Genomic DNA, 20,314 nt, shown 5'->3' with positions numbered 1-20,314 from the left:
GATTCCCCGTCAATCCGGCGCGTTCTATGCTTGATCGCAAATTATGTCCAGCCTTGGCAAGGGGAGGTGGGCACATTGTCGCGGGAAAAACGGGGCATCTTGACAAGCCACCCCCATCACCTTGAACATCCAGCGCTTCCCGTCTGAAAAAGCAGTCGCGAAACGACGCTTTGCGGCCCTATTGCGCCGCTTCCTCGTGTCCGAGGAACCCGCCGGACTGGCGCGACCAGAGATCCGCATAGAGCCCGCCGCGCGAGACGAGCTCGGCATGCGTGCCCTCCTCCACGATGGAACCGCGGTCCATGACGATCAGGCGATCGAGGGCGGCGATGGTGGAGAGCCGATGGGCGATGGCAAGCACGGTCTTGCCGCGCATCAGGCGTTCGAGATTGGACTGGATCGCCGCTTCGACCTCGCTATCGAGCGCCGAGGTCGCCTCGTCGAGCACGAGGATCGGCGCGTCCTTCAGCATGACGCGGGCGATCGCGATACGCTGGCGCTGGCCGCCGGAGAGTTTCACCCCGCGCTCGCCGACATGGGCGTCATAGCCGGTGCGGCCGCGCTGGTCTTCGAGCGACAGGATGAAATCGTGCGCCTCGGCCTTCTTCGCCGCCTCGATCACCTCGGCCTCGGTGGCATCCGGATTGCCGAACAGGATATTGTCGCGGATCGAGCGGTGCAAAAGCGCGGTATCCTGGCTGACCATGCCGATATTGGCGCGCAGGCTCTCCTGCGTCACGCGCGCAATGTTCTCGCCGCCGACGAGGATGCGGCCGCCTTCCAGATCGTAGAAGCGCAACAGCAGGTTGACCAGCGTCGACTTGCCGGCGCCCGACCGGCCGACAATGCCCACCTTCTCGCCCGGCCGGATCGACAGCGTCAGGTCGTCGATGACGCCGGACTGGCGGCCGTAATGGAAGCGGACGTTCTCGAAGCGGATTTCCGGCCGCGTGACCTTCATCTCCGTCGCATCCGGCACATCGACGAGGCCGATCGGCTGTGAGATGAGGTCGGCGGAATTCTGGATCGTGCCGATATTGCGCATGATGCTGTTCAACTGCGTCATCAGCCGGTTGAGCAAAAAGTTCAGCCGCAGCACCAGCGCCATGGTGAAGGCGACAGCGCCGGAACTGGCGATGCCGCCGAGCCAGAGATGGATGGACAGCACCGCCATGGCGACGATCATCAGGCCGGAAACGAGCGCCATCGAGGCCCGCACGCCGGTGAGGAACCGCGTGAAATTCAACGTGGTCGTCTGGAAGATGTCGAAGCCGTTGCGCATGTAGCGGTCGTTCGCGTCGTCGCGCCCGAACAGTTTCAGCGTCTGGATGTTGGAATAGGCATCGACCATGCGGCCGCTGAGCATGGACGCGGCTTCGGCGGTCTGGCGCGAATGTTCGCGGATGCGCGGCACGAAATAGCGCGCGAGCACCGAGAAGACCAGGAGCCACACGGCCAGCACGGCGGCCAGCCGCCAGTCCAGCCCGCCGAGCAGCACCAGCGTCGAGGCCGTGTAGATCGTCACGAACCAGATGCTTTCCATGAACGACGTGATGACGTCGCCGGTCGCCTGCCCCGCCGACCAGACCTTCGTGACGATTCGGCCGGAGAAATCGTTCTGGAAGAAGGAGAGCGACTGGCGCGCGACATGCACATAGGACTGCCAGCGCACCAGATTGTAGAAGCCCGGCGTGATCACCTGCTGGTCGACCAGCGCCGTCAGGAAGGTGACGACGAATCGCACGAGGCCGATGAGACCGAGCATCAGGAGCAGTTCCGGCCCATGCGCCGCAATCAGCCCGCTCCACCCGTCCCCCGGCTTGACCGTCGCCAGGATGTCTACCAGCCGCCCGACGAACCAGAAGGTCGCCGCCTCGATACCCGCCGTAATGCCGCCCAGCACCAGCATCGCCGCAAACGGCGCCTTGGCCTGGCTCACATAGAACCAGATGAAGGCGAGCAGGCCCTGCGGCGGACGAAGATCGTCCCGCCGCGCAAAGGGCTGAATCCAGTTCTCGAACCAGGAGAAGAGCGTGCGGAAGATCATGCCTCCGATATAGGCGGTTTTGGGCGGGGGACAAATTAAAGATTGGAAAGGTGGGGACGATCTTGAGCCGACCGCTCCGGAGACGTTCGGGATACTCCGCGCCGTGAGTTTTTTGGCCGAGAATAGGCAATAGATCTTCAGATCGATGAAACCAGCAAGCTGCCGATTTTTCCATATGCGCGACGCCGGGGGAACTCAACCTCGGAGAACGCTTATTCAAGAAAATTCATAATCTTCATAAAACGCCACTATTCCAATTTTGCTGTCTTCGGTCGTGTTTTCGCTCCTCAAAAATAAAATAACGGGTTGATTGCCTTTCTTGTTTGACAACACTTGCACGCGGATCATTCTCCACCCAGACGGATCTGGGAGTGCATTTATCTCAAGAGTCCAATTGTAGTTCATGTCGACAACAATTTTTGAGGTCGTAATGAACTGAGAGCGCATATTTTCCATATTGGAAAATTCTTCTTCGGACAGGGACTTGAACAAATCCCATGATCCTGTCTGAGCAGCCGTGAGGATTTTGGCGACCCTCTCCGACTCGGTATCTGTCAGGGCGATGGTTTTCAACGGTCACTATCCTTGCGCGGACCCGCGGCATGGAGATAGGCGGCTTCCGTTTTCAGTTCCCCCCAGAAGGCGGCGTCGGCAACGTCACCCTTGCCGGAGGCGAGGCCCTCGAGCAAAAACGCTTCGAGCTGGGCTTCGTTCTCCTTTTCCTGCTCGTCGCGCAGCAGGTTGCTAAAATATTCGCTAGCATTCATCGGAAGCTCCTTACGCACCGTCGCATAGCGCGTGGAAAAATCCCAATAGATAAGAACTATTATGAAGACACCCCTTCTGCTGGAAAGGGGTGTCTTCTGTCCGGTTACTCCGCCGCCACTTCCGCTTCGGCGTCGTCGGCGATGAAGCCGCCGGACTGGCGGGCCCAGAGGTCGGCGTAGATGCCGCCCCTGGCGACGAGCTCGGCATGGGTGCCGGTCTCGTGCAGATGGCCCTTTTCGAGCACGACGACACGGTCCATCTCCGTCAGCGTCGAGAGGCGGTGGGCAATCGCGATCACCGTCTTGCCCTGCATGAGGGCGAAGAGGTTTTCCTGGATCGCGGCCTCGACTTCCGAATCGAGCGCCGAGGTTGCCTCGTCCAGCACGAGGATCGGCGCGTCCTTCAGGAAGACGCGGGCGATCGCGATGCGCTGGCGCTGGCCGCCGGAGAGTTTGACGCCGCGCTCGCCAACCTGGGCATCGAGGCCGGCACGGCCCTGCTGGTCGACGAGGCTTTCGATGAACTCCCAGGCATTCGCGCGCTTGGCCGCCTCGATGATCTCCGCATCCGTCGCTTCCGGCTTGCCGTAGGCGATGTTGTCGCGGATCGAGCGGTGCAGCAGCGAGGTATCCTGCGTCACCACGCCGATCTGCGAGCGCAGGCTGTCCTGCGTGACCGTCGCGATGTCCTTGCCGTCGATCGTGATCTTGCCGGATTCGAGATCGTAGAACCGCAAGAGCACGTTCATCAGCGTCGTCTTGCCGGCGCCGGAGCGGCCGACGAGGCCGACCTTTTCGCCCGCACCGATCGACAGCGACAGGTCCTCGATCACGCCCTTGTTCTTGCCGTAGTGGAAGCGGACGTGGTCGAAGCTGATCGCACACTTGGAAACCGGCAGTGGCGGCGCTTCGGGACCATCCTTGATGTCGTGCGGCTTGGTCATCATGCCCATGCCGTCATAGACCGTGCCGATATTCTCGAACAGCGCGGTCACTTCCCACATCACCCACTGCGACATGCCGTTGATGCGCATGGCAAGGCCCACGGCCACCGCCACGGCACCGACCGAAACGTCGCCGTTCATCCAGAAGTAGATGCCGACCGCCGCGGTGAAGAACATCGTCACGACATTGTTGATGTCGATCGTGATGTTGAACAGCGTGATGAGTCGCATCTGCTTGTGTACGGTCTGCAGGAAGCCATCCATGCCTTCGCGGGCATAGGTTTCCTCCCGGCCGGCATGCGAGAACAGCTTGACCGTCGCGATATTGGTGTAGCTGTCGACGATCCGGCCCGTCATCATCGAGCGCGCATCCGCCTGCTCGCGCGAGATCACCATGAGCTTCGGCACGAAATAGCGCAGGATGCAGACATAGACGACGAACCACACGAGCAGCGGCACGACGAGACGCAGGTCCGCCGACGCGATGATCGCGATCATCGAGATGAAATAGCTGACGACATAGATGAAGACGTCGATGATCTTCATCACCGTTTCGCGCACGGCAAGCGCCGTCTGCATCACCTTCGTCGAGACGCGTCCGGCGAACTCGTTGGAGAAGAAGGTCATGCTCTGGCGGATCAGGTAGCGGTGCATCTGCCAGCGGGCGATCATCGGGAAATTGCCCGCGAGCGCCTGGTGCATGGTCATGGTGTGCAGCGCGCCCACGCCCGGAATGACGATGAGCAGCAGCGCCGCCATCCAGATCAGCGTGCCGCCTTCACGCGACAGGAACGTGTTCGGATCGCTGTTCGACAGCCAGTCGATGATGTTGCCGAGGAACTGGAACAGCAGCACTTCCGCGATGCCGAGCACCATGGAGCAGAAGCCGAGCACGAAGAGCCACAGGCCTGCGGGCCTGGTATAGTGCCACAGGAAGGCGAAAAGGCCCTTCGGCGGCAGCGAGGGCGCCTCGGAAGGATAGGGATTCAAACGTCTTTCGAACCAGCCGAACATGGCTTTCTCCGTAATACATAAAGACGGAACCGAGACGGACGACGCAAAACGGCGCGGTCAGGAACGGAGTTCCGGCAGGACTGCCGCGCGGCGATGAAAAACGTCACACAGCGAATTGAATAAGGTATGCGATGGGATTTTGTGCGGCGAGGCGCCTAAGCGAGAAGAGGCGTGATTCCAGCCGGGAGGCGCAATCGATGCGTGGTATCCATCATGATCCTCCCTCTTCTCGCGTTGTAGATGCGCCTTGGTTAGCCTGAAACGACGCAATTTGCCAGTGACTTTGTCGCAATTTCATCGCTCCGGCCAATTCTGTTGCCTTGTCGCCACATCTGGAATAGGCGACAGCCCATGTCCGCGCTCCACATCGCCCTCTACCAGCCCGATATTGCCGGCAATACCGGCACGATCCTGCGTTTCGCCGCCTGCCTCGGCCTGTCCGTCGACATCATCGAGCCGGCCGGCTTCGACATCTCCGACCGCAGCCTGAAACGCGCCGGCATGGACTACCTCGCCGCCGTGACGCTGACGCGACATGTGAGCTGGGAGCATTTCGAGGCGTGGCGGGCGGCAAGCGGCCGCCGCCTCGTGCTCGCCTCCACCAAGGCGGCGGAGCGCTACACGGATTTCACCTACCGGCCGGACGACATCCTGCTCTTCGGCCGCGAAAGTGCGGGCGTGCCGGACCGCGTGCACGACACGGCGGATGGCCGGGTGCTCATTCCGATGGTCGAGGGACAGCGATCCATCAATGTCGCGCTCTCCGCCGCGATGATCTGCGGCGAGGCGCTGCGCCAGACCGGCTTCGCCTGACCTAACCATGGCCCGGCCGCGCCAGCCGCACGGCCGCGGCCGCGATGCCGAAGACCAGCACCACCGAGCCGACGATCATGTAAGCGCCGTCGTAACCCGTGGCGGTGATCAGCGGCTGCGAGACGATCGGCGACAGGAACTGGCCGGCAAAGATGCTCGACACCAAGAGGCCCGAGATGCGGCCGCGCAGTGCCGGCGGTGCCAGCAGCATGGCGGCGGCGGCGAAATTCGGCATGATCGTGCCCATGCAGATGCCCGATACCGCCATGGCGGCCAGCACGCTGCCATAGCTTTCCGCGCCGGAAAGCAGCAGGAACGACAGCCCGGCCGAGATGAAGCCGAGGCCGAAGACGCCCATGATGCCGAGCAGGCGGCGGAACGGCGCGAAGGCGAGCGCGCTCACCACCCCGACGAGCTGGCCGGCGCCGATCGCCGTGCCGGCAAGGCTGGGTGCGGCGAAGCCAAGCGATTCGAGATAGAAGGGAAGCTGCGTAGGGATCATGTAGAAGGCGATCATGTTGACGGCCGCGGCAAGAAACAGCAGGGCAAGCAGCGCCGTCGTGCGCCCGTCGAGCCTGCCCTCCCCCGTGGCGGGACCGGCCGGGCGAACCCGGCGCGGCTCCGGCAGGAAGGCGAGTGCTGCCGGCACCAGCAGGATCGCCACCGTGTAGATGAAGAACGGCCCGCGCCAGTGCACTTCCGCAAGGAACCCGCCACCCGTCAGGAAGATCGTCCCGCCGATGCCGACGAAGGCCTGTTGCAGGCCCATGTAGCGATCGCGCGCCGGCCCCTGGAAAAAATCGCCGACCAGCGCCGTCGTCGCCGTCATGATGCCGCCGACGGCAAGACCCAGCACGGCGCGCCCGATGAGCAGGCCGGGCAGCGTATCGAGGACGAGGCCGGAGGCGCCCGCGACGGCGAACAGCCCGAGCGAGGCAAGCAGCAGCGGCTTGCGCCCGAAACGGTCGACGAGAAAACCCGCCGCCGGGGAAAACAGCGCGATGAACATGGCCGGCAGCGTCAGCACCAGCCGGCTCAGCAGCGCGACATTCTCCACATCGGCAAACCGCGCGGCGATGCCCGGCAGCGAGGCGGAGATCGTCGCACCCGACATGATGGTGAGCGTGCTGATGAAGAGCAGCGTCGCATTGCGCCGGCGTTCGTCGCGGGAGCGGGCGACTTCCGCCGTCGCATAAAAGTCCGGCCTCATGCCGCCACCTCGTCATAGCGCGTCGCGATGCGCGCCGTCTTCAACGCATGCGCCCACCAGGAAAGCCGCTTCATCAGCACGGCAAGCTGGCCGTTGAGCTGGCCGGGGCGGAAGGGATTGCCGACCGGGTCGAACTGCGTCCAGGCGTGCGCCAGGCTCACCGTCTCGCGGATCGCCACCGCATGCAGCTCGGCAAAGACCAGCCGCAGCTGCTCCACGGCGCGCAGGCCGCCGGAAACGCCGCCATAGGAGACGAAGGCGATGGGCTTGGCATGCCAGGGCCGGAAGCAGCAATCGATGATCGCCTTCAGCGCCGCCGGATAGGCGTGGTTGTATTCCGGCGTGACGATGAGGAAGGCATCCGCCTGCGAGATCCGGCTTTCGACGAGCTGTGCCGAGGCCTCGTCAAGGCCGCCGGGCGTGAAGGTCAGCTCCACCGGATCGATGCGGATGATGGTGTATTGCCCGAAGCCGGCCAGCGCCGGTTCCAGCCATCCCGCGATCGTATCGGCGAAACGCCCTTCGCGGCCGCTGCCATAGATGAGGGCGATGGTCAGTCTGTCTGTCATGCGGTTCAGCTCCATGTTGGAAAAGCAGGGAGCCGCTGGTATAAAACCTCAAGCAAAGTTGAGGTCAACAGCCATGACTAAAAAAAGCGCGCGCGACGCCATCCCCCGGGAACTCAGCGTCGGCGAGGTCGCCGAACGCAGCGGGGTGGCGGTATCCACGTTGCATTTCTACGAGACGAAAGGGCTGATCCGCAGCCAGCGCAACCGCGGCAACCAGCGGCGCTATCCGCGCAGCATCCTGCGCCGTGTCGCGGTCATCAAAGTGGCGCAGCGCACCGGCATTCCCCTGTCGGAAATCGCGGACGCGCTGTCCGTGCTGCCGCACGATCGGCCGCTGACGGCGCAGGACTGGCGCAAGCTCTCTGAGACCTGGCGCGGCCTGCTCGACGAGCGCATCGCGCGCCTCACCAAGCTGCGCAACCAGCTCGACGGCTGCATCGGCTGCGGGTGCCTGTCCATGCAGGAATGTCCGCTGCGCAACCCATGGGACACGCTTGCCGCGGAAGGGCCGGGCCCGAGATTGCTCGAACCCGATCCGGCTTAATCGAGGCGGGTGGCGAGCAGCTTGTCGACGCGGCGGCCGTCCATGTCGACGACCTCGAAGCGCCAGCCCTGGGTTTCCGTGACCTCGCCGGTCTTCGGCAGCTTCTGCAGCGATTCGATGACCATGCCGGCCGCCGTCTGGTAGCTGCGGCGGGCCGGCAGCAGCAGGCCGAGGCGATCGGCCATCTCGTCGATCGGCATGGAACCGGCGATGAGCCAGGAGCCGTCCTCGCGCTGCACGGCATGTTCGTCGTCGCCTTCCTCGATATCGGCGCGGAAAACGCCGGCGATCGCCTCCAGCACGTCGGCGGGCGTGATGACGCCTTCGAAGTGGCCGTATTCGTCATGCACGAGCATCATCGGCACTTCGGAATTGCGCAGCTTTTCAAGCACGCGCATCGCATCCATCGTATCCGGCACGATCGGCGCGGGGCGGATGAAGGTGCGGATGTCGAGCGGCTGGCCGGTGAGGAGCGCCGAGAGCAGCTCGCGCTTCTGCACGATGCCGACGATGGTCTCCGGCCCGCCATCGGCGACCGGCAGGCGGCCATGCTGGCTGTCGACGAGCTGCTGGTGGATTTCCTCCACCGTATCGCCGAGGTCGATCCAGTCGACATCGTTGCGCGGCGTCATGAGGCCGCGTGCCTCGCGGTCGGAAAAGCGCATGACGCCGGCGATCATCAGCTTCTCGCCGCCCTCGATGACGCCGGCGGCCTCGGCTTCGGCGACAATCGTCTTGATCTCCTCGTCCGTGACGATGCTTTCGGCAACCTGGTGCTGGCCGAGCAGGCGGAAGATCAGCCGCGTCGAGGCATCGAGGATCCAGACGGCCGGCGCGCCGACCTTGGAGAGCAGCGACATGGCGGGCGCCACAAGCGTTGCGAAACGCTCCGGGTTCTTCAGCGCGATCTGCTTGGGCACCAGTTCGCCGACGACGACCGAGAGATAGGTGATGAGGAAGATGACGATACCGTAGCCGAGCGGATCGGCCAGCCAGTCCGGCACGCCCTCGGCAAACAGGATGTCGCGCAGGCGGCTACCGAGCGCCGCACCGGAAAAGGCACCCGCGAGAACGCCGATCAGCGTGATGCCGATCTGGACGGTGGAGAGGAATTTTCCGGGGTTTTCGGCCAGCCGCAGCGCAGCCGCGGCACCGCGCGAGCCCTGCGCGGCCATGGTCTTCAGGCGCGGTTTGCGCGCGGAAACGATGGAAAGTTCGGAAAGGGCAAAGACCCCGTTGAGGAGGATGAGGAAGACGGCAATCGCGAGTTCGAACAAGGACTGTGAGCCGTGCTTTAGAACCGCAACGGCGCCTTTCTGTTGATGATGATGGCGGCAAGATAGGGGTGCGGCGGTCCGGCGTCAATCGAACTTCCCGCGGTTGGTGCCATCAGGACGGGACAACAAGCATTTCGAGCAGGATATCCCGCAGCCGCGACACCGGTGCGGCGGGCACGGCCTCGGCCGTGTGCAGCATCAGGTCGACGCTGCCGAGCGCCGGCAAGCCGGCCCGTTCGGGATCGAGCACGCGCAGATGCATCGGCATGCCGGTCGTGGTGCGGATGGTCACGCCGAGCCCCGCCGTCACCGCCGCCCAGAGCCCGGCAAGGCCGGGGCTGGCAAAGACCTGCCGCCAGTCGCGCCCCGTGGCGGAAAGCGCATCGACCGCGGCGGCGCGGAAGGAACAGGGCGGATCGAAGGCGATGAGCGGCACCGGCTCGCCGGGCGGCAGGTCATAATCCGCAGCCGCGATCCAGACGATCGGATGCGTTGCGATATGCCGGCAATGGGCGCTGCGCTGCCCGCCCCAGGTGACCGCCATGTCGAGATCGCCACGCTCGACGGCCGCCACCAGCTTGGCGCCGCGATCGACCCGCGCCTCCACCCGAAGCTTCGGATGCGCCCGCGAAAACCGGCCGAGCACCGGCGGCAGCGAGGTTTCGGCAAAATCCTGCGGGATGCCGATGCGCAGCCAGCCATCGAGCGAGCGGCTGGAGCCGAGCATCATCATCGCCTCGTCGTTCAGTTCCAGAATGCGCACCGCATAATCATAGAGCGCCTCGCCGGCATCGGTGAGCGCCAACCCCCTGCCCTGTTTGGTGAACAGCGTCTGCCCGCTCAGATCCGAGAGCTTTTTCAGCTGCAGGCTGACGGCCGGCGGCGTGCGTCCCAGCGCCTCCGCGGCCTTGGCGAAACTGCCGAAGCGCACGCCCGTAACGAAGGTGCGCAGCACGTCCATGTCGAAATTGCGCGACGAGACCATTCAGTTTTCCAAAACTATTGTGGCAACACTTCTCAATTTTAAAAACGATAGTCGCGCAATAGGCTCATCCCGTCAACAGCGACAGGAGACGACCATGCCCTTCCTTCATATCCGCATCGCCGGCCGCAGCCTCACGGATGCCGAGCGCCTGCATCTCCAGGACGAGGCCACCCGCCTTGCCGTCACCCTGCTCAACAAGCGCGCCGAGGCAACCGCCGTCTTCATCGAAGAGACGAACGCCGAGGCCTGGACCGTCGGCGTGCGCCGGCAGCCGTCCGCGGGCTATCTCGAAGTGACCGTCAGCGAGGGCACCAACACGGCCGAGGAAAAGGAGCGCTTCATTGCCGCCGCCTATGCGCTGCTGGAAGAAGCCGTAGGCGCGCCGCTCCACCCGGTCACCTACGTCATCGTGCGCGAAGTCCCGATGGAAAGCTGGGGTTATGGCGGACGCACGCAGGAAAGCCGGCGCATTGCGATGGCGGCGTAGGACCGATCGATTCAGCTCAGGCCGTGACGAAAATGGCGGTTTTGCGTGACCCGGAGCGCAGCGTACTCAATGTACGTGAGCACCGGAAGCACGCAAAAGCGCCATTTGCAGACCGGCATGGGCTGAATGCCGATCGGTCCCAGGCGTCAGTCGGCGCTGGGCAGGCGGCGCATGGTGAATTCGATGCGGTCGCCTTCCATGGCGCGCCAGCTCTCGACCTCCGTCCAGTAGGCGGCTTTCGGCCATTGATCGAACCATTCGCGCGCCTTTTCCCGCGCCGCCTGCCGCTCGAGGCAGAAGGTCTCGCGCACGAAATGGCCGTCGCCCGCGGGGTTTTCGCGACGGCGGCGCTCGATCTGGCGCCGGAGCCCCTGCATCGGGGGCGGACCGGGAACACGCGCCATGCAGATTTCCTCCGGCAGCACATTCAATGAAAGGAAGATAAGCCGCCATGGCACGTTTTGCGAGTCCCGCGCCCCGGCCGATCGCGCTGCGCGGTTGCCAAATGGCGCAAAGTTGGGAACTGTGGCGAAAATGCGATTCGGCGGCGCTCCGCCGGCAGCGGGAAGCACCATGGAACGACCAGACCTGCCGAAAGGCCTGCCAGAGGATATCGAAGAAAAGAAGGCCGACGCCCGCGCCTGGTTCGAACATCTTCGCGACGCGATCTGCGCCAGCTTCGAGGCGCTGGAGGACGAGCTGGAAGGCCCGCTGTCCGACCTGCCGCCCGGCCGCTTCGTCGGCAAGGATTGGCAGCGCGACAATGGCGAAGGCGGCGGCGGCCGCATGTCGATGATGGACGGCCGCGTCTTCGAGAAGGTCGGCGTGCACACCTCCACGGTCCACGGCGAGTTCTCGCCGGAATTCCGCGGCCAGATCCCCGGCGCCGACGAGGACCCGCGCTTCTGGGCCTCCGGCATCTCGCTGATCGCCCATCCGGTGAACCCCAACGTGCCGGCCGTGCACATGAACACCCGCATGGTCGTCACCACCAGCCGCTGGTTCGGCGGCGGCGCGGACCTGACGCCGGTGCTCGACCGCCGCCGCGTGATGGACGATCCCGATACCCAGCTCTTCCACAAGGCGATGGAGATCACCTGCAACCGCCATCCGGTCGCAGACCACGCAAAGTTCAAGGACTGGTGCGACGACTACTTCTTCCTGAAGCACCGAAACGAACCGCGCGGCACCGGCGGCATCTTCTACGACTGGCTGCATTCGTCGGAAGAGCTTGGCGGCTGGGAGGCGGATTTCGCTTTCACCCAGGATGTCGGCCGCGCCTTCGCGATGGTCTATCCGCGCATCGTGCGCTCGAACTTCAACAAGGGCTGGACGGAAGAGGACCGCGACGAACAGCTCGTGCGCCGCGGCCGCTACGTCGAGTTTAACCTGCTCTATGACCGCGGCACGATCTTCGGCCTGAAGACCGGCGGCAATGTCGATTCCATCCTCTCGTCACTGCCCCCGGTGGTGCGCTGGCCGTGAAATAACGGTGGGCAATACGGCCTTGTGATTACCGGCCCTACCCCTTTCGTGGTATCATGCCCGGGCATGATCTCATGGAGGAGGTTATCATGACAGTCGCGACACAGCATGCGGCAACGTCGGGCATCGACCCGCAATCCGCCGATTTTCTCGATCGTTTTGCAGAAACCATGCGCGTCGAAAGCGGCATGGACCTTCCACATTCCTATTTCGTCGAAGAAGCTCGGCGGCGCATTGCCGGTGGCACCGTCCACCACCTCGCCGACCACCATACGCGGCCGGAACAGTTGCAGTCGTCCGCCTGCTTCGACGCCTGGGCAAAGGACGAAGACGCCGCCTGACGGCGTTCCGGGCGAGCCTCGAATATTCCTCAGCCGGAGCGGAACTCCGGGCGGGTTTTGCCGTTTCTGACGACGGCTTTTCAGCCGCGGGTCCGGTCCCGGTTTGGCCGATCGGGCCTCATCTGCTACACTGATCCCGTTGAAACGACAGGAGATAGGTCATGAGACTTTTTGAATGCGGTTCACTCGTCCCCGGATGCGACTGGCATACGCGGGCCAATGACGACGCCGAAGTCGTGCGCCGCGCCGTCGAGCACATGCGCACCGCGCATGACGAGACGATGATCCGGGAAAGCACCGTCGATCACATCAAGGAACGCATCGTCGACGAAAAAGCCGCCGACGCCGCGTGACATTTCTCAGCCTTCCCTGACGAGGGCTTCCAGCCGGGCAAGCAACTTTGCCCGGCCCTCATGGAAATTGCCCGCCACCCATTCCTCTTCGATCGCCCACAGCAGCGTGCCGACCTTTGGTCCCGCGGCGAGCCCGGCTGCCAGCACATCCGCGCCGTTCAGCGGGAAGGATGGTTTCTGCCATTTCTGCACCCGCGCCAGCAGCCGCTGGCACAGGCCGGCGAAAGCCAGCGCGTCTGCATCGCCGAGGCCGCGTGCCCGGGCGCCAGCGAGCGCCAGTTTCAGCCGCATCGTCAGCCCCTGCGGGCCGTTGCGATAGAGCAGCCGGTCGAAGGCCGTTTCCGCCAGTTTTGGCGCGATCTCCGGCGCAGAAGCCCAGTAATCGAGCGTCGCCGCCTCCGCCTTGGACAGGCGCAGACGCTCGGCAAGCGCCTTCAGCCGCTCGCGGTCCGCCGGCACCATGGCGGCCAGCCGCAGCAGCGCATCCGGCGTCCAGCCGAAGGCCTTTTCGGCGTCGATCAGGCCGGGAATGGCATCGATGCCCCATTTTTCCGTCTCGGGCAGGATTTCGGTGAGCACGCCGGCCTGACGCATCCAGAGTAGCGCGCGGCCGGGATCAGGTGCCGCCAGCAGCTTCTTCGTCTCCGACCAAACCCGTTCGGCCGACAATTTTCCGAGCTTGTCCTTCGCCCGCGCGCAGGCCTTCAGGCCCTCGGCATCCGGCCGCCCGCTGCCATAGAGCGCGAAAAAGCGGAAGAAGCGCAGGATGCGCAGGTGATCCTCCGCGATGCGCGTCGCGGCATCGCCGATGAACCGCACCGTGCGGCTCTCGATATCGGCCAAGCCGTTCACGAGATCGACGACGGTGCCCTCCGCAGTGGCGTAGAGCGCGTTGATGGTGAGGTCGCGCCGCTCGGCATCCATCTGCCAATCCGCGCCGAAGGCGACCTCGGCGTGCCGCCCGTCGGTCGCGACGTCGCGGCGCAGCGTCGTCACCTCGAAGGGTTTCCCGTCGATCACCAGCGTCACCGTGCCATGCTCGATGCCGGTCGGCACCGCCTTGATGCCGGCGACATTCGCCCGCTCGACCACCACCTCCGGCTTCAGCGTCGTGGCGATATCGACGTCGGCGACCGGTAGGCCCATCAGGCTGTTGCGCACGGCACCGCCCGCCACGCGTCCCTCGCCGCCGTCGCTGTTGAGCAGCGCCAGCACGCGCACGAGCGCCGGATCGGTAAACCACGCCTCGCCCGAAACAGAGGTCATGCATAAAGCCTTTCATAGATCATCCGCACGATGCCGGCGGTGATGCCCCAGATGTTCCGCCCCTCATAGGGCAGGCGATAATAGTGCCGCTCGGCGCCGAGCCAGACGCCGCTGCCGCGTTCGTGGTTGCGCGGGTCCATCAGGAAGGAGAGCGGCACGTCGAAAACCGCCTCCACCTCGTCCGGGTTGGCGATGAGCTCGAAACCCGGCTGCACCACCGCCAGCACCGGCGTGATGGAAAAGCCGGACAGCGCCTTGTACTGCGGCAGGCGGCCGACGGGCTCGACGAAACGGCGGTCGAGGCTGATCTCCTCCTCCGCCTCGCGCATCGCCGCCGCCTCCACGTCCGCATCCTCGTCATCGACCGCCCCGCCCGGAAAGGCGACCTGGCCGGAATGTTTGCGCATGGTGGTGGTGCGCTGCGTGAAGATGACACGCGCCTCCTCGCCGTCGTCCACGACGGGGATCAGCACGGCGGCATCGCGCAGGTGCATGCCTTCGAGATGGGGAATGACCGAGGGGTTGAGCAGGCTGTCGCCGTGGTCGCGCCAGCTCTCGTCGCGAAGCGTCAAGGTCTGTTGCATGGCCCGGCGGCGGAATTCCGCGGCACTGTAGGGTGGAAAACTCATCGGGAAAGCTGATCCAGCTCGGCCGCCAGCATGACCGGGAAGACCACGCCGCCGGAGCGCAGCGCAAACATCTCGACACCGTCGATCTCGATGGTTTCGCCGAGCTCCACCAGCTCGTACATTACCGCCCGCGAGACCAGCGCCTCCAGCCGGCCGCGAATGAGAAGATACGGCTTCAACTCATTGTTTTCACCGGCAATCACAAAACGCAGCGGATGCTCCACTCCAGCTTCTACGACATCGCCGACATTGGTGCGGAAGGTCAGCGTCCGCGCCTCCCCCTCGCCCGCCGCATTCATCTCGACCGCCAGGAACGGTGCATCGACAACGCGGATGCCGACCCGCTCGACCGGCGTCACAAGATAGGTGTTGCCATCCTCGTCCTTGCGCAGCACCGTCGAGAACAGCCGCACCAGCGGCGCGCGGCCGATCGGCGTGCCCATGTAGAACCAGGTACCGTCGGCGCGGATCTCCATGTCGATATCGCCGCAGAACGGCGGGTTCCAGCGCTCGACCGGCGGCAGGCCGCGCCCGCCGGTTTCCGCGGCTGCCCGCGAGATCAAGGCGGCCAGTCCCGCCGCGTCGCTGCTTTCGCGAATTTCGCCCGTTGCCATTGTTCCGTCCCGGTTGAACCCTATCTCCGCGAGAGGGTCCTCTTGATTGAGGCCCTCTTGATCGAGGAAAGGGTGGATACACCTCTTTCTCACGAGATAGTCATTTCGTGGCCGCTTGTCAGCCACGGGTGAGCTAATAAGCTCTCGATGAAGCATGCGAACATGGCAAAGCCACGATTCGTGTTACGTTGGAACCGACACTGGAGACGACCATGGGCGTTCAGAATTCCCCCGAGGCAGGCCTGGACGAAAAAGCGGTCATCGCCGCCGCCGAGCGCGCGCTCTCCGATATTGCCATCATCCGCCAGGAAGTGGGCAAGGTGATCTTCGGCCAGGAAAGCGTGGTCGAGCAGACCATGCTCGCCGTGCTCTCCGGGGGCCATGCGCTTCTGGTGGGCGTGCCGGGTCTTGCCAAGACCAAGCTGGTCGCCACGCTCGGCACCGTGCTCGGCCTTGCCTCCAGCCGCATCCAGTTCACGCCCGACCTGATGCCCTCCGATATCCTCGGCTCCGAAGTGATGGACCAGGACGAGAACGGCAAGCGCTCCTTCCGCTTCGTGCCCGGCCCGATCTTCACACAGCTCCTGATGGCCGACGAGATCAACCGCGCCTCGCCGCGCACCCAGTCCGCCCTGCTCCAGGCCATGCAGGAATATCACGTCACGGTCGCCGGCCAGACCAACGACCTGCCGAAACCCTTCCATGTGCTCGCGACGCAGAACCCGCTGGAGCAGGAAGGCACCTATCCGCTGCCGGAAGCCCAGCTCGACCGCTTCCTGCTGCAGGTCGACGTCGATTATCCGGAACTTGCCGCCGAGCGGCAGATCCTGCTGGAAACCACCGGCGTGCACGAGGCGCATGCCAGTGCGGCGATCTCCGCCGAACGGCTCATCGAGATCCAGACCCTCATCCGCCAGATGCCGGTCAGCGAAAAGGTGCTCGACGCGATCCTCTCGCTGGTGCGCTCCGCCCGCCCCGGCAATGGCGTCGCCGGCACCGACAAGCACGTCGCCTGGGGTCCAGGCCCCCGCGCCGGCCAGGCGCTGATGCTCTGTGCCCGTGCCCGCGCACTCTACGAAGGCCGCCTCGCGCCCTCCGTTGACGACGTGCTGGCGCTGGCCGAACCCGTCCTGCAGCACCGCATGGCGCTGACCTTCGGCGCACGCGCCGAGGGCATGTCTGTGCGTGACGTCATTGCAAGCCTTGTCCGGCAGGCGGGCGGCTGAGCGGAGCAAAGAGCATGGCGTCCGTCGGCCAGATCGTCCAACCGACCCCGAACCGCGAGGTGCTCTCGCGGGCACAGGCCCGGGCTGCCCTCATTCCCGATTGCATGGTCGAGGCGCAGCGCCTCGCCAACACCGTCATCGCCGGCTGGCACGGCCGCCGCAAGCGCGGCATTGGCGAGAATTTCTGGCAGTTCCGCCCCTATGTCGACGGCGAAAGCCTGTCGCGCATCGACTGGCGCCGCTCGGCGCGCGACGACCATACCTATGTGCGCGACCGCGAATGGGAGGCTGCCCACACCGTCTGGATCTGGGCCGATCTCTCGCCATCGATGATGTATAAATCCACCTTCGGCAGTGTCTCGAAGGAGAGCCGCGCGCTCGTCCTACTGCTGGCGCTCGCCGAAATCCTCGCCCGCTCCGGCGAGCGCATCGGCTGCCCCGGCATCATGGAGCCGATCGCCGCGCGCAACGCCGCCGAACGCCTCGCCACCGCCCTCATGCACAACGCCGCGACCGGCGGCTTGCCGGATACCAGTATGATCCGCGGCAGCAGCGACATCGTGCTGATCGGCGATTTTCTCGATCCCGTCGAGGATGTGATGGACCGGCTCGGGCCGCTCGCCCGCCGCGGCCTGCGCGGCCATGTCGTCGAGATCGCCGATCCGGCGGAAGAAGTGTTCCCCTATGTCGGCCGCACCGAATTCACCGATCCGGAATCCGGCCAGAAGCTCACCGCAGGCCGTGCGGAAACGCTGAAGGACGAGTATGCCCGCGCCTATGTCGCGCGCCGCGAGGCGCTGGCCGACAATCTGCGCCATCTCGGCTGGAGTTTCGTGCCGCACCGCACCGACCGGCTCGCCTCCGAGGCGCTGGTCGCCGTGCACATGTATCTCTCCGGCATGCCGGCGATGAAGACGGAGGGCCGCGGCCGATGAGCGCTTTCGCCTTCGCCTTTCCCGCCGTGCTGACGACGCTGGTGCTGCTGCCCGTCATCTGGTGGCTGCTGCGCCTGACGCCGCCAAAACCCCTCGTCGAGGTCTTCCCGCCCTTCGCCATCCTCGCTTCCATCATGAAGCGCGAGGAAACGCCGGCGCAGAGCCCCTGGTGGCTGACGCTGCTGCGCATGCTGATGGCCGCCGCCATCATCTTCGCCATCGCCGACCCGGTCTTCAACCCGCGCACCAACACGCTGGCGAGCAGCGGCCCGCTGGTGCTCGTGGTCGACAATAGCTGGGCCTCCGCCACCGACTGGCAGCGCCGCGTCGATACCGCATCGACGCTGATCGACGATGCGGAAAGCCGCGACGTGCCGATCTCGCTGGTGCTGACCGCCGACCGCCAGCACGACGCCGTGCCGGTCGATGCCGCGACCGCCCGCAACCGCCTCGCCGCCGCCGAACCCCGCCCGCTGCCCTCCGACCGCGCCACCGCCGTCGCATCGCTCAGCACCGCGCTCGATGGCACCGCACCGGGCACCATCGCCTTCATCAGCGACGGCATGGCCACCGGCGAGACCGACGAGACGGTCGCCGCCCTGCAAGCGCTTTCCCCCGCTGAGTTTCGCGTGATCCAGGGCGACGGCGCCTCCGCCGTCGCCATCACCGCCGCCACGAACGGCGCGGACGCACTCTCCCTGACACTCACCCGGCTTGAGGGCGGCGCGGCGCAGAGCCTGTCGCTGACCGCGCATGATTCGCGCGGCCGGCCGATTGCGACAGGCACGGCCGATTTCGCAGCCGGCAGCACGACCACCACGGGCACGATCACCGCGCCCTTCGAACTGCGCAACGATTTCGCCCGCGTGACGATCGACGGGCTCGCCAATGCCGGCGGCACCTACCTGCTCGACGATGGTTTCCGCCGCCGCCGCGTCGCCTTCCTCTCCGGCGAGGTGGTGGATGCAAGCCAGCCGCTGCTCTCGCCGCTGCACTATATCAACCGCGCGCTCGCCCCCTATGCCGACCTGCTGGAGCCGAGCGTCGCCGACCTTTCGGTGGCCATCCCCGAACTGCTCGAACAGAACCCGTCCGTGCTGATCATGGCCGATATCGGCCGCTTGCCGGAGGATGCGCAGGGCGAGGTTCGCCGCTGGATCGAGGCGGGCGGCATGCTGATCCGCTTTGCCGGCCCGCGCCTCGCCGCCGCCCCGGCCGACGATCCGCTGGTGCCGGTGCTGCTGCGCAAGGGCGAACGCGCGCTCGGCGGCGCGCTGTCCTGGTCGGAGCCGCAGCCGCTTTCCGCCTATCCGCAAAACAGCCCGTTCTTCGGCATGCGCGCGCCCGACAACATTCTCATCAAGCGTCAGGTGCTCGCCGAACCGACGCCGGACCTTGCCGAGCGCACCTGGGCAAGCCTCGCCGACGGCACGCCGCTGGTGACGACCGGCCCGCTCGGTTCCGGCCGCCTCGTGCTGTTCCACATCAGCGCCGAAACCGGCTGGTCCAACCTGCCGCTCTCCGGCGATTTCGTCGAAATGCTCCGCCGCACCGTGCAGCTTTCGCGCGGCGGCGGCGTCTCGACAAGCGATGGCGAACAAAGCCCCGGCCTGCCGCCCTACCGCCTGATGACCGCGAACGGCACGCTCGCCGCCGCCACCGGCGAGGCCAAACCACTCGCCACCGGCGACGGAACGCGCCGGATCGCAAGCTTCGACAACCCGCCCGGCCTCTATGGCACGGAGGACGGTTATGTCGCGCACAACCTCTTCCCGCCGGGCCACGAAATCCGCCCGCTCATGGTCGCCGAGGGCACGTCGGTCCTGCGCGAGCCGCTGGCCGGCAGGGAGACTTGGTCGCTGAAACCGCATCTCTTCACGCTCGCAGCCCTGCTGCTCCTGGCCGACTGCGCCATCGTGCTCTTCATCGGCGGCGCCTTCGCGGCCGCCGTCCGCCGCCGGCCGACGCGCGGCGTCACCGCCGCCCTGCTGCTGGCGCTCTTTGCCACCGCCCTCCTGGCGCTTCCCTCGGAAAGCCGGGCGGACGATGCCAAGCCCGGCGACGAGGCGATCCTGTCGCGGCTCGACACGACGCATCTCGCCTATGTCGTCACCGGCGAGGGCGAGGTGGACCGGATTTCCGAGCGCGGCCTTGCCGGCCTCACGGAATTCCTCACCTACCGCACGACGCTGGAGCCCGGCCAGCCGGTCGGCGTCGATATTTCCAAGGACGAGCTCTCGCTCTACCCGATCATCTACTGGCCGGTGAGCGCCACGGCCGCGATGCCGTCGAGCGCAGCGATCAGCCGCATCGACGCCTATATGCGCAATGGCGGAACGGTGCTGTTCGATACCCGCGACCAGTTCGTCTCGCTCAACGACACGGCGACGAGCCCGAACACCGAGCGCCTCCAGGCGATCCTCGCCAATCTCGACATTCCGCCGCTGGAGCCGGTGCCGGCCGATCACGTCCTGACCAAAGCCTTTTATCTGCTTGCGAATTTCCCGGGCCGTTATGCCGGAAGCCCGCTGTGGATCGAGGCGGAGCTCGACCGCGCCGAAGACCCGACCCGCCCGGCACGCGCCGGCGACGGCGTCTCGCCGATCATGATCACCGGCAACGACTTTGCCGGCGCCTGGGCGATCGACGCCAATGGCATGGCGCTCCTGCCGACGGTGCCGCCGGACGAGGTGCAGCGCGACCACGCCTTCCGCTCCGGCGTCAACATCATGATGTACATGCTCACCGGCAACTACAAGGCGGACCAGGTGCACGTGCCCGCCCTCCTCGAACGGCTGGGACAATGAC

The 20,314-nt window shown here is 65.4% G+C and carries 21 protein-coding genes; 9 read left to right on the top strand and 12 right to left on the bottom strand.

The annotated features are described in order from the left end of the window. Positions 1-178: 178 nt before the first annotated feature. From AC1RWL_RS26775 to AC1RWL_RS26760, 4 genes are all read right to left on the bottom strand, one after another. Positions 179-2,047 (bottom strand): ABC transporter ATP-binding protein, encoded by a 1,869-nt coding sequence (locus tag AC1RWL_RS26775; RefSeq protein ID WP_256117524.1) that lies wholly within the window; start codon positions 2,045-2,047, stop codon positions 179-181. A 216-nt stretch (positions 2,048-2,263) separates the two neighbouring features. Continuing rightward, positions 2,264-2,620 (bottom strand): hypothetical protein, encoded by a 357-nt coding sequence (locus AC1RWL_RS26770; protein WP_493096440.1) that lies wholly within the window; start codon positions 2,618-2,620, stop codon positions 2,264-2,266. Then, positions 2,617-2,814: a ribbon-helix-helix domain-containing protein gene (locus AC1RWL_RS26765; protein ID WP_492646815.1), complete on the bottom strand. Its 198-nt coding sequence runs from the start codon at positions 2,812-2,814 to the stop codon at positions 2,617-2,619. Before AC1RWL_RS26765 ends, AC1RWL_RS26770 begins: the two co-directional genes overlap by 4 nt. A gap of 104 nt (positions 2,815-2,918) precedes the next feature. Further along, positions 2,919-4,772, bottom strand: a complete 1,854-nt coding sequence (locus AC1RWL_RS26760; RefSeq protein WP_493096441.1) for an ABC transporter ATP-binding protein — start codon at positions 4,770-4,772, stop codon at positions 2,919-2,921. Positions 4,773-5,123: 351 nt separating this feature from the next. Here AC1RWL_RS26760 and AC1RWL_RS26755 point away from each other — a divergent pair, with 351 nt between their 5' ends. Then, positions 5,124-5,585 carry a tRNA (cytidine(34)-2'-O)-methyltransferase gene (locus AC1RWL_RS26755; protein WP_493096442.1) on the top strand — a complete coding sequence of 154 codons (462 nt, stop codon included), beginning with the start codon at positions 5,124-5,126 and terminating at the stop codon, positions 5,583-5,585. Between the two features lies 1 nt (position 5,586). On the opposite strand, the gene AC1RWL_RS26750 is transcribed toward AC1RWL_RS26755, so the two are convergent. Further along, the gene (locus AC1RWL_RS26750; RefSeq protein ID WP_493096443.1) at positions 5,587-6,795 is read right to left on the bottom strand and encodes an MFS transporter; all 1,209 of its coding nucleotides are present in this window, start codon (positions 6,793-6,795) and stop codon (positions 5,587-5,589) included. Then, positions 6,792-7,364 (bottom strand): NADPH-dependent FMN reductase, encoded by a 573-nt coding sequence (locus tag AC1RWL_RS26745; RefSeq protein WP_492646811.1) that lies wholly within the window; start codon positions 7,362-7,364, stop codon positions 6,792-6,794. Before AC1RWL_RS26745 ends, AC1RWL_RS26750 begins: the two co-directional genes overlap by 4 nt. 73 nt (positions 7,365-7,437) lie before the next feature. On the opposite strand from AC1RWL_RS26745, the gene soxR reads away from it, so the two are divergent. Next, on the top strand, positions 7,438-7,908 hold the full coding sequence (gene soxR, locus AC1RWL_RS26740; protein WP_493096444.1) for a redox-sensitive transcriptional activator SoxR: 471 nt from the start codon (positions 7,438-7,440) through the stop codon (positions 7,906-7,908). Here soxR and AC1RWL_RS26735 read toward each other — a convergent pair. Then, the gene (locus AC1RWL_RS26735; RefSeq protein ID WP_435267760.1) at positions 7,905-9,185 is read right to left on the bottom strand and encodes a hemolysin family protein; all 1,281 of its coding nucleotides are present in this window, start codon (positions 9,183-9,185) and stop codon (positions 7,905-7,907) included. The genes soxR and AC1RWL_RS26735 overlap by 4 nt on opposite strands. A 112-nt stretch (positions 9,186-9,297) precedes the next feature. Then, a complete protein-coding gene (locus AC1RWL_RS26730) occupies positions 9,298-10,170 on the bottom strand; it encodes a LysR substrate-binding domain-containing protein (protein ID WP_493096445.1) in 873 nt (290 codons plus the stop codon). Positions 10,171-10,264: 94 nt separating this feature from the next. On the opposite strand from AC1RWL_RS26730, the gene AC1RWL_RS26725 reads away from it, so the two are divergent. Continuing rightward, a complete protein-coding gene (locus AC1RWL_RS26725; RefSeq protein ID WP_493096446.1) occupies positions 10,265-10,657 on the top strand; it encodes a tautomerase family protein in 393 nt (130 codons plus the stop codon). A gap of 146 nt (positions 10,658-10,803) precedes the next feature. Here AC1RWL_RS26725 and AC1RWL_RS26720 read toward each other — a convergent pair whose 3' ends face one another. Beyond that, positions 10,804-11,061 carry a hypothetical protein gene (locus tag AC1RWL_RS26720; RefSeq protein WP_256117534.1) on the bottom strand — a complete coding sequence of 86 codons (258 nt, stop codon included), beginning with the start codon at positions 11,059-11,061 and terminating at the stop codon, positions 10,804-10,806. A gap of 169 nt (positions 11,062-11,230) precedes the next feature. Between AC1RWL_RS26720 and hemF the strand changes: the two genes are divergently transcribed. The 3 genes from hemF to AC1RWL_RS26705 all read left to right on the top strand — a co-directional run bounded on the left by hemF (position 11,231) and on the right by AC1RWL_RS26705 (position 12,836). After that, on the top strand, positions 11,231-12,142 hold the full coding sequence (gene hemF, locus AC1RWL_RS26715; protein WP_493096447.1) for an oxygen-dependent coproporphyrinogen oxidase: 912 nt from the start codon (positions 11,231-11,233) through the stop codon (positions 12,140-12,142). A gap of 89 nt (positions 12,143-12,231) precedes the next feature. Beyond that, positions 12,232-12,483: a hypothetical protein gene (locus tag AC1RWL_RS26710; protein ID WP_256117536.1), complete on the top strand. Its 252-nt coding sequence runs from the start codon at positions 12,232-12,234 to the stop codon at positions 12,481-12,483. A gap of 161 nt (positions 12,484-12,644) precedes the next feature. Continuing rightward, positions 12,645-12,836, top strand: a complete 192-nt coding sequence (locus AC1RWL_RS26705) for a DUF1059 domain-containing protein (protein WP_493096448.1) — start codon at positions 12,645-12,647, stop codon at positions 12,834-12,836. A gap of 6 nt (positions 12,837-12,842) precedes the next feature. On the opposite strand, the gene AC1RWL_RS26700 is transcribed toward AC1RWL_RS26705, so the two are convergent. The 3 genes from AC1RWL_RS26700 to AC1RWL_RS26690 are packed head-to-tail and all read right to left on the bottom strand — an operon-like array spanning position 12,843 to position 15,345. Next, positions 12,843-14,102: a CCA tRNA nucleotidyltransferase gene (locus tag AC1RWL_RS26700; RefSeq protein WP_493096449.1), complete on the bottom strand. Its 1,260-nt coding sequence runs from the start codon at positions 14,100-14,102 to the stop codon at positions 12,843-12,845. Next, entirely contained in the window at positions 14,099-14,731 is a 633-nt protein-coding gene (locus AC1RWL_RS26695; protein ID WP_493096450.1) for a CoA pyrophosphatase, read from the bottom strand. The genes AC1RWL_RS26700 and AC1RWL_RS26695 overlap by 4 nt, the downstream gene beginning before the upstream one ends. Next, positions 14,728-15,345: a DUF1285 domain-containing protein gene (locus tag AC1RWL_RS26690; protein ID WP_493096451.1), complete on the bottom strand. Its 618-nt coding sequence runs from the start codon at positions 15,343-15,345 to the stop codon at positions 14,728-14,730. Before AC1RWL_RS26690 ends, AC1RWL_RS26695 begins: the two co-directional genes overlap by 4 nt. A 212-nt stretch (positions 15,346-15,557) precedes the next feature. Here AC1RWL_RS26690 and AC1RWL_RS26685 point away from each other — a divergent pair, with 212 nt between their 5' ends. From AC1RWL_RS26685 to AC1RWL_RS26675, 3 genes are read left to right on the top strand one after another with little or no spacing between them, the layout of a single operon-like run. Next, positions 15,558-16,571: an AAA family ATPase gene (locus AC1RWL_RS26685; RefSeq protein WP_493096452.1), complete on the top strand. Its 1,014-nt coding sequence runs from the start codon at positions 15,558-15,560 to the stop codon at positions 16,569-16,571. Between the two features lie 14 nt (positions 16,572-16,585). Beyond that, entirely contained in the window at positions 16,586-17,506 is a 921-nt protein-coding gene (locus AC1RWL_RS26680) for a DUF58 domain-containing protein (RefSeq protein WP_493096453.1), read from the top strand. Then, complete coding sequence (locus AC1RWL_RS26675; protein WP_493096454.1) at positions 17,503-20,313, top strand: DUF4159 domain-containing protein; 2,811 nt, start codon at positions 17,503-17,505, stop codon at positions 20,311-20,313. Before AC1RWL_RS26680 ends, AC1RWL_RS26675 begins: the two co-directional genes overlap by 4 nt. The last annotated feature ends 1 nt before the right edge of the window (position 20,314 follow it).

This window comes from Shinella sp. GW821-FHT10F02 (assembly GCF_058809275.1).
The sequence above is the reverse complement of the archived record's forward strand: the minus strand, read 5'-3'. Positions and strand labels throughout refer to the sequence as shown.